We start from the raw sequence: 13,771 nt of genomic DNA on the forward strand, positions 1-13,771 counted from the left end.
TGCACGGTCGCCGATCCCGGTCTTGCGACGATCTGCGAAGGAGGGCAAGCGCCCTCCTTCGCAGATCGCTCAAGGAACGGTCGAATCGGTTCTTCGCCGGTTCGTTACGCGCCGGGCAACATGCCGCCGCAATCATGAACCTGATTCGGTCTGCGCCGCTCAACGGGCACGATTCATACGTCTATTTGAAAGATGTGCTGACACGGCTACGAACGGCACTGTCAACGTACGGGGCTTCGTCGATGTTGGAGCATAAGGTACTGTGGCTCAGAAGGCATTCGACGGAATTTGGGTGACATTGGTAAATTCGTGCCATGCGGCGAACCGGGCCGCGAGATGTTTCCAGTAAAGAGAAGCGCGCAGCAGATGTCGTTTCAGTGCGAAGTGCTGTCGGATCGGACCAAAGCTCGACAGGAACACCTGCGTGCCGCTTCGGATCGCGAAAACCTCGCATGCGACGCTCGCGTTCGCGTGTCGGCTGGTGGCCGTTTTCAGCCCGGTTGTTCAGTCGGGCTGCCGCTTTGACAAACACGTGCTTTACGCTCGCGAGCTCTGGAATCTCAGCTTTGGAGGCCGGATAGCTGCGCAGCTGATCGGTGATGGTCTTGCGCGGCACTGGGCTCGAGCGCAGGATACGCTTGAAGAAGCGCTTGGCCGCGGCCTTATTGCGCCGCTTTTGCAGCAGGATGTCGAGTTCGGCGCCGTGCTCGTCCACTGCGCGCCATAGCAGGTAAAGCTCGGCGCGCAACGTCACAAACATCTCGTCAAGGTGCCATGTCCCGCCTGGCTTACGACGGGCCGCTTCCACCCGACGAGCAAAGCCTGCGCCAAACTTATCGCACCAGCATCGGATCGTCTCGTAGGCGTTCAAAGAGCATTTCTTCGGTGTCACGCAAGCTCAATCGATACCGGTAGGCAGTATGACTTTGCGTGAGGCAAGGGCTGGCCCGCCGTGGGGAAACTGAACGCGGGTTAGCATTGCTGTCAGAGCCGCACGGGCGTGGACTGGGCCATGCCCCGGCGATTTCCTCCACGGAGGCCAGCATGCGAAACGATAGCACGGTGTACGTTGGACTGGATCTTCACAAGGACTCGATCACGGTCGCCTACGCGATCGACGCGGACGAGATCGAGCTGCTGGGCAAGACCGGTACGACCGGCGCCGACATCGATCGCCTGTGCACACCCCTGCAATCCAAGGCGCCGCACGTGCGCGTTGTGTACGAGGCAGGTCCATGTGGTTACGGGCTGTATCGTCAGCTCGTCCAGAAGGGCTTCGACTGCATGGTCTGCGCACCTTCACTGATCCCGCGCAAGCCGGGCGAGCGCGTAAAGACCGACCGGCGTGATGCCATCAAGCTGGCGCGCTCGCTGCGCGCCGACGACCTGTCGGCCGTGTACGTGCCCGGCATTGAAGACGAGGCATTCCGGAATCTCGCCCGCGCGTGGGCGGCTGCCCGCGAGGATCTGCGGCGGGCACGGCATCGACTGAAGTCGTTCCTGCTCGCGCATGGCGTCCGTTATACCGGTAGCGCAAACTGGGGCGAGGCGCACAGTCGCTGGCTGGGCCGCTGTTCGTTTCCCAGCACCTGGCAGCACCTCTCCTTTGACGAACACCGGCGCACCATCGAGGACCGGCTTGCGCAGTGCGCCCGTCTCGAAACAGCCCTACGCGAAGCGGTGATCTCCTGGCGCTTCTATCCGGTAGTGCTGGCCCTGCAGGCCTGGGACATCAGTCGACTGGCCATGGCGCTTGCAATACCTCGCAGCAAACCGCCCGCGGCCTGTGTGTGATTTACCGAACAACGGAAGGAGTTTCCTGAAGGCGGCGCAGCCCGGCATCCGAGCAACCCGCGATGGTACTACGCAACGGGCATTACCAACTTGCGGCGGAAGTTAGCGGCAGGCTCATGAGGCGGACCTCTGTAATGCGGTATCCAAGCCGCGGATGTCAGTGTGATCCACCGTCGAGACTTACTGCTGCGCCGCCCTCAGGAAATTCATGCGTCGATACAACCTGGAAACCAATTTCGCGATTGACACGCAAAGTCATATCAGTACCAGCGCACGGCGCAACTGATGACGCCGACAGGAAAACGGTGCCCGCGATACTTGTGCCGACTTCGCTCCTTGATGCGATAGAGCGCTTCGTTGCAACGGCTCAACCATTACTTGCCATCGTGCCGCGTGGCGCGTGCCATCGCAGGCGAGAGGACCACGCAGAGGGGTTGCGCCCCTTTTGCCTCCGATGCAGCCTGTTCGATTGCACCGGCCGTCAACACATAGACCGATGTCGTCATGCTTTCGATGAAGCCGCGCGTAAATTGCGGCCCTCGCAACGCGGCCGAGCTCGCCGTCCTTCGCGAGTGCCATCAACACTGCCATGAGGCCACACCCGCGGGCCGATCGCCGCGGTACTGGTCGCGGGCGGCGATCAGCACGCTCGGCTCGATCGTGCCCTCGTCCGCTAACGCCTTCAAAGCAGCAATCACAATCGCCTTGCGATCCACTTCGAAGAACTCGCGCAACGCCTGGCGTGTGTCGCTGCGGCCGAAGCCATCGGTGCCGAGCGTCACGTAGCGGCGCGGCACGTAGGCGCGGATCAGTTCCGGCACTGCGCGAACATAGTCGGTCGCGGCAATGATCGGGCCGTGCGATGCTTCGAGCGTCTGCGTCACGTACGGCGCTTCTGTCGACTCGCCATGGCGGTCGAGCCGTTCCGCTGGCATGCCGTCACGCTGCAACTCGGTGAAGCTAGTGACGCTCCATACGGCGGCGTCGATCTGCCATTCATCTTTCAGCATCTGCTGCGCCGCGATGACTTCGCCGAGGATCGCGCCTGCCCCGAGCAACTGCACTTGCGCTTGCTTCATTGAAGTCGCTTCCTGCGCTTGCGTTTGCGCAGCCAGCGGATAGATGCCCTTAAGAATCCCTTCGCGCAGCGTCTGCAAATCCCCCCCCGGCACCGGAGGCTGCGCATAGTTCTCGTTCATCACCGTCACGTAATAGAACACGTCGCGCTGTTGTTCGACCATCTCGCGCATGCCCTCATCGACGGTCGCGGCAACCTCATAAGCGAACGCCGGATCGTAGGCACGGCAGTTCGGAACCGTCGATGCCGCCAGATGGCTCGTGCCGTCCTGATGCTGCAACCCTTCCCCGCCGAGCGTCGTCTTGCCCGACGTCGCGCCGATCAGGAAACCGCGTGCGCGCTGGTCAGCCGCCGCCCAGATCAGATCGCCGACCCGCTGAAAACCGAACATCGAGTAGTAGATGTAGAACGACAGCATCGGCAGGTTATGCACGCTGTATGAAGTCGCCGCCGTAATCCACGACGACACTGCGCCCGCCTCCGAAATTCCCTCCTCGAGAATCTGGCCTTTCGTATCCTCGCGGTAGTACGGCATCGAACCCAGATCTTCCGGCTCGTACAGTTGCCCGAGTGGCGAATAAATGCCGACCTGGCGGAACATGTTCGCCATGCCGAAGGTGCGGGCCTCGTCGGCAACAATCGGCACCACGCGCGAGCCGACTTCGCGGTCCTTGAGCAACGCGGTCAGCATGCGGACCAGCGCCATCGTCGTGGACATCTCGCGGCCACTTGAATCCAGCGCAAATTGCCCCAGGAGGACATCGGTGGGACGATCAGCCCCTTCGATGCAACTCTCCGCCTTCTGGGCAGATCGCCTCCCAAGGCAGCCCGGCGCGCATGCAGGTATTGCATCTCCGGGCTATCATCGGCGGGTTTGTAAAACTTCACCTGTTCGACGTCCTCATCCGTGAGCGGCAAACGGAATTGGTCGCGAAACGCTTTCAGATCGTCGGAGCCGAGTTTCTTCTGCTGATGCGTGGTCATGCGGCCCTGGCCAGCCGTGCCCATGCCGAAGCCCTTCATCGTCTTCGCGAGGATCACGGTCGGCTGGCCGCTATGCGCGAGCGCTTTTGCGTAAGCCGCATGCAGCTTGCGCACGTCGTGACCGCCGCGGCGCAGGCGGTCGATGTCGTCGTCGGAGAGTTGCGCGGCGAGCGCGGCCAGTTCCGGGTTCTGGCCGAAGAAGCGCTCGCGGTTGTACGCGCCGTCGTTTGCGGAGAAAGTCTGGAACTGGCCGTCGACGGTATTCGCGAACGCGCGCAGCAAGGCACCGCTGCGGTCGCGTGAGAACAGCGCGGCCCAGTCCGAGCCCCACACCACCTTGATCACGTTCCAGCCGGCGCCGATGAAATGTGCTTCGAGTTCGTCAATGATCCGGCCGTTGCTGCGCACCGGACCATCCAGACGCTGCAGATTGCAGTTGATAACGAACACCAGGTTGTCGAGCCCTTCGCGCGCGGCCAACGACAATGCGCCGGTCGACTCTGGCTCATCCATTTCGCCATCGCCGAAGAAGCCCCACACCTTGCGGCCATCGGTCTGCGCGAGGCCGCGGTTGGCGAGGTAGCGCATGAAGCGCGCTTGATAAATCGCGTTGATCGGGCCGATGCCCATCGAGCCGATCGGGAACTGCCAGAAGTCCGGCATCAGCCAAGGGTGCGGATACGAGCACAGCCCGGGCCCGCCAATCTCGCGATGGCCGTGCTGCAGATTTTCCTCGGAGAGAAAGCCTTCGAGGTACGCCCGCGCATACACACCTGGCGACGAATGCGGCTGGAAGTACACCAGGTCGCCCGTGCCCCTCGCCGCTCGGCGCTGCGGCCCGGAAGAAATGATTGAAACCGACCTCGAACAGATCCGCCGCCGACGCATCGCTCGCGATATGGCCGCCGAGTTCACCATACGCCTGGTTCGCGCGCCACCATCGCGAGCGCATTCCAGCGCAGCGCACCGGCAAGGCGCTCTACGAACTCAAGATTGCCCGGATAGCGCGGCTGCTGCTCGAGCGGGATCGTGTTCTGGTACGGCGTGACGTTGGTCCGTGCCGATTCGACGCCAAGCGACAGCGCATGGCCCGCGAGCTTGTCGAACAGGAACTGCGCGCGATCGCGTCCGACATGCGCGACCACCGCGTCGAGCGCTTCCAGCCATTCGACGGTTTCCTGCGGGTCGGTATCTTCCCGCTCCGCAGGTTGGACATTCAAGGACAGCAACTGCTCGCTACCATTGGACAAATCTGCCCGCACAGAGGGCGACGTGCGTCGCGCGCGTTCGAAGAGCCATTCACGGGCGCGGGCATTGCCTCGTAGTCCTGAGGGATGCGCCGAGCCGGCCGCGCTCGATGTCTTCCGCCACTTGGAACGAGGGGGCGCGCACGATGCCCGAACCGTCGATCGCCGCGGCCGCGAGCACGTCGAGCGCGTTGGCCCAGAGACGACTTATCGCCGGGGAATGGACATGCGCCTGTTAAATCGTCTGGCTGTTTCAAAGGTTTTGCCGCTTGCCTCCTGCGCGATCGGATCATCAAGCTCAAGTGATACGGGCTTCGGCGCGTCGCCCGCCATTCCGGCTCCAGCATCGACGTTGATTCCGATGGTCAACATCGCACCCGTTCAGGCGCGCCTCGCCGGTTTCCTGCCCATCGTTCCCAGCGCCTTTGGTGTCACCGAGTTCGCCGGTGGACTGGCGCACCCGCGCTGGCTTTACACGTTGCCCAACGGTGACGTATTGGTGGCGGAAAGCGACGCGCCTGAAGAACACGATGAAGGAAGTGGCATATCCGGATGGATCAGACGACAGGTCATGAAGCGCGGGGGCGGGTTCCGGTGCAACCAGCCGGTGAAGCCGAGACGTCTCCAATACATAAGGATGCCTTATTTATTGAATAGGACAGCATTCCAGACGGCAGGTGTAGTAGTATCCTTGAGTACGGAGATCGAACTGACCCTTGCGGATGCGGTGCATCAACTCGATACCTGAAATCGTGGCCTTCGCACACCTGAATCGTTTGAATCCGAGCATCACGTTCGTTCTGGACTTGATGTTTCGATGATCCTGTTCGATCACGTTATTCAGATACTTCGAGGAGCGCACATGCGTCCCCTCAGGCAGCAGAGCGTCAGCGATCATCTCGCGCACGGCCCTGTGCGAGGCGGCATACCCATCGAGCGTGATCGTCTCCGGTGGCTGGCCCTGATGTTTGATGGCCTTGCTGAAAAAGGCCTTTGGCCGCGCTCACATCGCGCTTTGCCCTGAGCATGAAGTCCACTGTCTGGCCGACCCGATCTACCGCCCGGTAGAGATAGACCCACTTGCCACGAATCTTCAGATAGGTCTCGTCAACACGCCATGACCGGCCAGTGGGTATGCCAAACCGGTTCCAGCGCTTGACGAACTCTGGCGTAAAGCGCTTTACCCAACGCATGATCCAAGCAAACGCTTATTCCAGGAACACACAAGATATGGACAATTCGCTGGTTTCCCTGTCGGCGGTGACAGCCCGTGAACTCATCGGGCGCCGCAAGCTTTCCCCGGTCGAACTGCTCGACGCCTGCATCACTCAGATCGAGGCGATCAACCCGGCCGTCAACGCCGTGGCGGCGACCTGCTTCGAGCGCGCGCGCGAGGAAGCGCGGCGCGCCACAAGGGAAAACTCGCCCCGCCGCTACTGGAACTTCGGACTAAAGCCAGGGAAAGCGCGATTTCTTTCTGCGCGTGGCTGGGGTGCTCGACTGCGCGCGGGTGAAGGCCTGCCCGGCGGCGAGTTTGGAGATAAAAGCAGCGAGGAAGTACATGAATGGAGAGTTCCGGCTCAAATATCTGGTCTATGCGAGAAGCAGCCTGTCGGTAAATCACTTCATCGTGCGGCAAGCACGGCCTCCCAAACGGCGGGTGCAGTGGTTTTCCTTGAAAACCAGTTCCGCACAGTCGATTTCTCCTTTCCGGATCCGGTGCGCCAGTTCGATGCCGGCAATGATGACTGCGGCGTTGCTGGACAGTTTAAAGCCGAGCATGACATTCGCCCTGGACTTGACGTTGGGACGGTGCTGCTCGTCTGAGTCGCAAGTCCCGTGTCTCCTCCCCCTGCACGATGGCACGGTCGCTCTTCGAGCGCGGCGTGATTGTGATCTACGAGACTATCCGATGCTGGTGCGACAATTCGGCGCGGCGTTCAAGCAACAGACCATGGCTCGATCCAGCCCAAACCATCCAACGTACTTTTAGCGGGGAAGTATTCGCAACCAATCCAACCATCGTACCCTGCTCGCCGCAACTCACTGAAAACAAAAGAAAAATTAATCTCTCCAGTTCCCGGCTCATGGCGACCGGGGACGTCCGCAATCTGGATATGTCCTGCGTAAGGAAGCGTCTCGAGGAGACATTCAACGATGTTCCCCTGTTCGCGCTGAACATGGTAAACGTCCAACATGATGGCGAGATTGTCGGGTTCGTTCAGTGACTTGATGAGTTCGATCGCCTGGCGTTGTCTGTGCAGCAGATACGCCGGACGGTCAACACTGTTCAGAGGCTCAACCAGCACTACCCGTCCATAGTCCCGCGCAATCTGACACGCCACAGCGATGTTCTGCCTGTACGTATCCCACGCCTCGACGCGTGAATGTCCTTCAGGAACGATTCCAGCCATCACGTGCACCTTAGGGCAGGCGATGGCCTTCGCATAAGCCATCGCCTGCTGAACGCTTTGCTCGAAGTCAGCGCGACGCAGCGGCTCCGCAGCAAGACCCCAGTCACCGTTTGCTGGATTACCAGCCGGGGAATTAATGCCGACGCACACAACGTTATGCTGATCAAGGCTGCGCTTGAATTCGGCAGCATCTATCTCATACGGAAACCACAATTCGACGGCCTGGAAACCGGCCTTCGACGCGGCCTCGATCCGATCCAGAATCGTCAGGTCCTGGAACATCGTCGATATGTTTGCAGAAAACTTTGACATATTTATCTCGCTGGCTGATAGGCATTTGCGAGGTGTCCGACACCGCGCATGTCAGTTTGCAACTCAAATTTTTGCTACAAGGAAACTCACTACTGCTCAAACGGCCGATACGAATCATTGCGTACTCGCGAAATCCGAACCGAGCGCATTGTGCAAGATCCGAAGGGCACTAGTACACCAAGTGCTGACGGTAAGCATATTGAACAATTCGGGCCGTCATTTCCCTTCAAGGGCCAGCGCGCCTCAAGCTCGTTCTCGCTTCATTCGTGCTGCCATAGGATATTTATCCGCGGCGAGAGGAGTGTTGTTCCGGGTTAAGTCCACGCTCCAGGCAGCTGCACGTACATCTTTGCGACGCTTCGGTCTTACCAGCGCGCGCCGAAAGTCGTACGTAACTCATCAATCTGCAGTTCAGTTAGCGCTACGGGACGCGGCTCTGTCATCAACCAGAGACGCGCGGTTTCCTCGAGCTCTTCCAGTGTCCACGCTGCCTGCGACACGCTCGCTCCCCATACGACGGGACCGAGCCTCTCAAGCAATACGCCGCGCACCTCATTAGCGAGTTCACGCACGCGTGCAGCGACCGTCGGGTCGCCGGGACGACAATAGGGAATCAGCGGAATGTGCCCCACCTTCATTACGTAGTACGGCGTAATTGGCGGAAGAACGTTGTCCGCCTGCCAGACACCGGCGAGGGTCAACGCGACAAGATGGGTCGAGTGCGTGTGCACCACCCCGTGCATCTCGGGATTACAGTCATAGACATTGCGGTGTAGCGCGAGCGTCTTGGAAGGCTTGTCGCCGCTGACCCACTGCCCTTCGCGGTCGACCTTGGCGATCATGGCTGGATCGAGGTATCCCAGGCACGCGTCTGTGGGCGTAATAAGCCAGCCGTCATTCAGCCGGGCGCTGATATTCCCGGCAGAACCCACCGTGTACAGGCGCTTATACAAGTCTTCACCGATTCGCGCGATTTCCTCGCGAGCCTTGCTCTCAGCCGCTGCCTCCGACGTCACAGTTTAGATCATTGGGCTAACTCCACGGATTTGTCAAACATGGCCAACGCCTTGCTGAAGAAATCAACTGTTCCGAAGTTGCCTGATTTCAGCGCGAGCGCAAGCGGGGTGTCGCCAATTGACACGGTACATGGCACCCCCGAGTCAATTTGCGCGCCAATCCGAAGTGCCTTGACTCCGAGTGCATTGACGACTGCTCCAGACGTCTCCCCACCAGCTACAACGAAGCGCCGCACGCCAAGGTCGTACAGCCTTTGTCCAATGCTCGCGAGCGCCCGCTCAACAAGTTCACCGGACGCCTCAGTGCCGAGCTTCTCCTGGACAGCTTTGACCTCTTCGGGCGTGCTGGTCGCATAAATGAGGACCGGCTCCGTGACGATGTGCTGCTGCGCAAATTCGATCGCCTGCTCGACCACAGCTTCGCCAGCTGCGACTGACAACGGAGCAATCCTGAACGCCGGTCGACCAGCGCATTTCCAGTGCTCAACCTGCGCCTGCGTCGCACGCGAGCAGCTTCCCGCCAAAACGGAGGAAAAGCCGTCAATCACCGGAAGTTCTGCAGTGTCGTTCGCGCGCGGCAGCAAGCCCGCCCGAGCGAAATTGCCCGGCAAGCCAAGTGCAAGACCGGATCCACCGGTCAAAAGAAGGTCATTCGCGCACGCAGTACCTAGCGTGTACAAATCCTCGTCCGAAATCGCGTCGGCAATGGCAAGACGAATGCCCTCCCCGTGCAATGACGTACGCGCAATCGCAACCGCTTCTGCGCCTCGCTGAACAGCGTCATAACGCAGCAGCCCAACTTTCGATGTTGTTTGACGCTGCAGCACACGGACGAGATTGGAATCGGTCATCGGTGTGAGCGGATGATTTTGCATGCCCGACTCGCTCAGCAGGCCGTCGCCGACGAAGAGATGACCTCGATATACAGTTCGTCCGTTCTCAGGGAAAGCCGGACAAGCGATGGCGAAATCAGTGCCCAGCGCCTGCATCAACGCGTCCGCGACCGGGCCAATATTGCCGTCATCAGTTGAGTCGAATGTCGAGCAATATTGAAATAAAACTGCCTGCAACCGAGCGTCTTCAGCCACTCAAGCGCTGCAAGCGATTCGGCGATCGCCTGCCCGCGCGAGGCGGTTCGCGATTTCAACGCGACGACGACTGCTTGCGCCGCCGTGTCTAATGGCGCGTCAGGTACGCCGATGGTCTGAACAGTGCGCATTCCACCGCGCACAAGCATGTTGGCGAGATCGGTCGCACCCGTAAAATCATCGGCAATGCAACCGAGCAGGACTGAAGGCAAAGTCATCCTGGCAATCTGAAAGCGGACGGTCACGCGGGAACCGCAGAGCTATTGTTGATGAAGGCATGTACGACGCTGTCAAAATCGACGTCATACACAAATCCCAGCGAGCGGGCGTACTCCGCCGAGAAGTTACCCGGCCAGGAATTCACGATGCGCTCAATTGCAGGATCACGTTCGACACGCACGCGATTCCCAACTTCGTCACCCGCGATACGACGCAACGATGCCAGCATCTGTTTGACGGAAACCGAGAGACCCGGCATGTTGATCACGCGGCCACGAGTCAGTCTGCCCTTCGCGATTTCATGACCATGTACAAGATTCTCTACGGCGCGATCCGGGGACATCAACCACAGGATCGTTTCGGGCGCAACCGGGCATACCGCGTCGACTCCGTTGATGGGTTCCCGGATGATGCCACTCGCGAAACTGGACGCCGCGCGATTCGGCTTACCGGGTCGCACGACAACCGTCGGCATTCGCAGGCTGCGGCCGTCCACGTATCCACGCCGGCTGTAATCGGCAAGCAGCAGATCCGCAAGCGCCTTCTCTGTGCCATATGAGCTTTGCGGCGCCCAGACATGAGCGTCTTCGACCGTCGCCGGCAGTTCGCCACCGAACACGGCAACCGAACTCGTCATCACAAGGCGGGCCTGCGAGCCGAGAATGCGGACGCGCTCGAGAAGCGCCCGGGTGGCATCGAAGTTGATTCGCATGCCGAGTTCGAACTCCTGTTCGGCCTGGCCGGAGACAACTGCGGCGAGATGAAAGATGGAGCTTGTGTCTCCGTCAACCAGCTTCTCGACCTGCGCGGGGTCGGAAATGTCGCCGGTGAGAATGCGAACGCGAGAATCGTCGATGCCTTCGAGCGGGACAACGTCAAACGCGTCGATCTGCTCAATGCGCTTCCGCTGCCCTGCGGCATCAGTCAACTCGCCGCGCACGAGCAGTGCGCGAATCAGACGCCGGCCCAAGAAACCCGCTGCGCCGGTCACCAGAATCTTCATGTTTCATCTCCATACAATACGCGGCCGAAACGGCGCCGCAAAAGTTGTATGATGATCTTACATTAGAGCCGGGCGCCAGGCAAATTGGCCGGAGTCCGGATGCGTTCGTGGTTGAGGTCTAATCTTGCGGAGCGCGCTTCGCAACCTTACGTCCCTGGTTGATAAGAGGCTGCGCCACGGCGGTGCCAACACCTTCCCAGAAAGTAGCGTCGGCCTCCTGAATCCGCTTGCCGGCATTGTCGATGTGGGTGAGTGCTGCGCGTCTGGCAGCTTCCTCGTCTTGTGCGCTTATCGCGTCGAAGATCGCACGGTGCTCGCTGCGTACCTGGGTCGAAAAGTCCTCGCGGCGCGCCTCATTTGTCCGGGTCACGCGGATCGCGGCGTGAATAAACTGGCTGATGAACTCGAGCAGTGACGGATACAGCGGATTGCCGGTGGCTCGCGAAACCGCCATATGGAAAGCAAGATCCTCGTCTACACCATCCCGCTTTTCCTTTGTCGCTTTGTCGATTGCGGCCAGCGCAAGTTTTATGTCTGCCAGTTGCGCGCGCGTGCGACGTTGCGCCGCCAGCACGGCCGCTTCTGCTTCGATTCCGCGCCGCAACTCGTTCACCCGGAGCACGGCATCGATCGAATCCTTCGGATCCAAATCCAGGCGAAATGCCGTAGTTCGATTGGGCTCACGCACCACGGTCCCGCTGCCCTGCCGGATTTCAACGAGTCCATCCGACTTCAGACGCGAGATGGCCTCACGTACGACAGTGCGGCTCACACCGAAGCGCTCGCCTATCACCTGCTCTGTCGGCAACCGCGTTCCTGCCGGAAACTCGCCACCCTTGATTTTCTCCAGCAGCACAGCTGTCACCCGGTCAGCAAGCGTACCGACGTTGGCGATTTTCGGCGGGTCGAAAGTTGTTGCCGATTGGGTCGAGTGGGCCATAGGGTGCAATTGGAATGAAAGGTGGTTTGATTGACACGTTACCACTTTCTACCTATGATCGGAACGCCATACGTAATATGTATGGTTATCATACAAATAGCCGCCACAGCGTCTCTCGCATGTTGCCGTGCTGCCATCGTGAAGTCGGGTGGCAGAGCCAGGATCGGAACAGCGAAAGGCCGACGGGGGACTGGTCGTCAAGGAGACAGAGATAGTGCAGAGCGATTCAGTAGAGGTCTTAACACAGGTCGACACGCAGTCATTTGAAACACGAACCTACGCCAAGGTCACCTGGCGAATCGTGCCTTTCCTGATGTTCTGCTATCTGGTTGCGTATCTGGACCGTGTGAACGTGGGATTCGCGAAGCTCCAGATGTCGTCGGATCTGCATTTCTCCGAAACCGTCTATGGGCTCGGTGCCGGAATTTTCTTCATCGCTTATTTTTTGGTTGAGATTCCCAGCAACATCATCCTGCATCGGGTCGGGGCCCGGCTTTGGATGGCCCGTATCATGATCACATGGGGTCTCATCTCATCGGGTATGGCTTTCGTCACGACGCCGACTGCTTTCTACGTCATGCGCTTTTTGCTTGGTCTGGCCGAGGCGGGTTTCTATCCCGGAGTGATCCTCTATCTGTCTTACTGGTATCCGTCACATCGACGCGGCAAGATGTTTGCTGCATTCGCCGCAGCAGTGCCGCTTTCTGGTCTCGTTGGGGGTCCATTGTCGGGCCTGGTGCTCCATTCCTTTAACGGAGCGATGAACCACGCCGGCTGGCAATGGCTGTTCTTCATTGAAGGTCTGCCCTCAATCGCGGCAGGCATCGGCGCGATCTTTCTGTTGACTGATGGCATTTCGAAAGCCAAGTGGCTGGCGGCGGACGAACGCGAATTTCTCGAACAGCAGATCCGTGCCGACTCCACGCATAAGGTCGAGCATTCACTCGGCGATATATTCAGGAACGGCCGCGTCTGGCTGCTTACAGCAATCTATTTCTGCATGATCTGTGGCTTCTATACGGTCGGTTTCTGGCTGCCTACCCTGATCTCATCGACTGGCGTAAAGGATCCGTTGCATATTGGCCTGCTCACAGCGATCCCGTATGGCGCTGCCGCTGCGACCATGCTGCTGGTCTCGCGTAGCGCCGACCGGCAGCGCGAGCGGCGTTGGCACCTCGCTTTCACCGCAGTTCTGGGCGGTGTCGGTCTTATCATGTCGGCCGCTTTCGGAACCCAGCCTGTTCTCGCGATGATCGGTCTCACGCTTGCAGCCATGGGGGGACTTAGCACGCTGCCGTTGTTCTGGAGCCTGCCCACAGCGTTCCTTGGCGGTTCCGCCGCTGCAGCCGGTATCGCATTGATCAATTCTTGGGGTAACCTCGCCGGATTTGTCAGCCCCTATCTGATTGGCTTCATCAAGGACATGACGCATAGCACGAATCCCGGTCTGTATGCGATGGCCGGTGCACTCTTCCTAGGTTCGCTGCTGATTTTCCTGGTGCCCGCGAAGGTCGTCAATCGCTGAGTACGGCGTATTACCGATGGAAGTTTGCGGGCTTTTCTCCGACAACTGGGTGCAGGCTTTGAGAAAATCCCTTGGCGGCCTCAAATCTGGTCACGCAGTTTGGCCGGGCGATGTACGAGCTCAATATCGACACCTTCAGCGCGAACTCAAG

Annotated in this window: 6 protein-coding genes and 8 pseudogenes; 4 read left to right on the forward strand and 10 right to left on the reverse strand. The window is 59.7% G+C overall.

Translation table 11 applies throughout. The features are described 5' to 3' along the window. Positions 1-77 precede the first annotated feature (77 nt). A pseudogene (locus RW095_RS03990) lies at positions 78-296 on the forward strand (transposase domain-containing protein); the annotation flags it as partial. On the opposite strand, the pseudogene RW095_RS03995 reads toward RW095_RS03990, so the two are convergent. Then, positions 268-914, reverse strand: a pseudogene (locus RW095_RS03995) (IS6 family transposase); the annotation flags it as partial. The pseudogenes RW095_RS03990 and RW095_RS03995 sit on opposite strands and share 29 nt — an antisense overlap. Before the next feature lie 130 nt (positions 915-1,044). On the opposite strand from RW095_RS03995, the pseudogene RW095_RS04000 reads away from it, so the two are divergent. Further along, positions 1,045-1,725 (forward strand): annotated as a pseudogene (locus RW095_RS04000) (IS110 family transposase); the annotation flags it as partial. Positions 1,726-2,372: 647 nt separating this feature from the next. On the opposite strand, the pseudogene mdeB reads toward RW095_RS04000, so the two are convergent. The 3 genes and pseudogenes from mdeB to RW095_RS04015 form a co-directional block, all read right to left on the reverse strand. Beyond that, positions 2,373-5,118, reverse strand: a pseudogene (mdeB, locus tag RW095_RS04005) (alpha-ketoglutarate dehydrogenase). Between the two features lie 192 nt (positions 5,119-5,310). Then, complete coding sequence (locus RW095_RS04010; RefSeq protein WP_317016529.1) at positions 5,311-5,475, reverse strand: hypothetical protein; 165 nt, start codon at positions 5,473-5,475, stop codon at positions 5,311-5,313. Between the two features lie 270 nt (positions 5,476-5,745). After that, a pseudogene (locus tag RW095_RS04015) lies at positions 5,746-6,311 on the reverse strand (IS6 family transposase); the annotation flags it as partial. A 22-nt stretch (positions 6,312-6,333) separates the two neighbouring features. On the opposite strand from RW095_RS04015, the pseudogene RW095_RS04020 reads away from it, so the two are divergent. Further along, a pseudogene (locus RW095_RS04020) lies at positions 6,334-6,513 on the forward strand (amidase); the annotation flags it as partial. A gap of 215 nt (positions 6,514-6,728) precedes the next feature. On the opposite strand, the pseudogene RW095_RS41670 reads toward RW095_RS04020, so the two are convergent. The 6 genes and pseudogenes from RW095_RS41670 to RW095_RS04045 all read right to left on the reverse strand — a co-directional run. Next, positions 6,729-6,924, reverse strand: a pseudogene (locus RW095_RS41670) (IS6 family transposase); the annotation flags it as partial. Positions 6,925-7,043: 119 nt separating this feature from the next. Beyond that, entirely contained in the window at positions 7,044-7,829 is a 786-nt protein-coding gene (locus RW095_RS04025; protein WP_317016531.1) for a hydroxypyruvate isomerase family protein, read from the reverse strand. 365 nt (positions 7,830-8,194) lie between these two features. Beyond that, positions 8,195-8,845: a 3-oxo-tetronate 4-phosphate decarboxylase gene (otnC, locus tag RW095_RS04030; RefSeq protein ID WP_317016532.1), complete on the reverse strand. Its 651-nt coding sequence runs from the start codon at positions 8,843-8,845 to the stop codon at positions 8,195-8,197. Positions 8,846-8,853: 8 nt separating this feature from the next. After that, positions 8,854-10,151 (reverse strand): annotated as a pseudogene (otnK, locus tag RW095_RS04035) (3-oxo-tetronate kinase). Positions 10,152-10,174: 23 nt separating this feature from the next. Then, a complete protein-coding gene (gene denD, locus RW095_RS04040; protein WP_317016534.1) occupies positions 10,175-11,155 on the reverse strand; it encodes a D-erythronate dehydrogenase in 981 nt (326 codons plus the stop codon). 118 nt (positions 11,156-11,273) lie between these two features. Continuing rightward, positions 11,274-12,095, reverse strand: coding sequence for a FadR/GntR family transcriptional regulator (locus RW095_RS04045; RefSeq protein WP_317016535.1), 822 nt, complete (start codon positions 12,093-12,095; stop codon positions 11,274-11,276). Positions 12,096-12,309: 214 nt separating this feature from the next. On the opposite strand from RW095_RS04045, the gene RW095_RS04050 reads away from it, so the two are divergent. Further along, on the forward strand, positions 12,310-13,620 hold the full coding sequence (locus RW095_RS04050) for an MFS transporter (protein WP_317016537.1): 1,311 nt from the start codon (positions 12,310-12,312) through the stop codon (positions 13,618-13,620). Positions 13,621-13,771 lie beyond the last annotated feature (151 nt).

The organism is Paraburkholderia kirstenboschensis (assembly GCF_032806925.1).
In the GTDB taxonomy this organism is placed as follows: Bacteria; Pseudomonadota; Gammaproteobacteria; order Burkholderiales; family Burkholderiaceae; genus Paraburkholderia; species Paraburkholderia kirstenboschensis.

Bases quoted from the DNA above. Each gene is read 5' to 3' on its own strand.
- RW095_RS04010 (WP_317016529.1), bottom strand. From the start codon at position 5,475: ATGTTGACCATCGGAATCAACGTCGATGCTGGAGCCGGAATGGCGGGC.
- RW095_RS04025 (WP_317016531.1), bottom strand. From the start codon at position 7,829: ATGTCAAAGTTTTCTGCAAACATATCGACGATGTTCCAGGACCTGACG.
- denD (WP_317016534.1), bottom strand. From the start codon at position 11,155: ATGAAGATTCTGGTGACCGGCGCAGCGGGTTTCTTGGGCCGGCGTCTG.
- RW095_RS04045 (WP_317016535.1), bottom strand. From the start codon at position 12,095: ATGGCCCACTCGACCCAATCGGCAACAACTTTCGACCCGCCGAAAATC.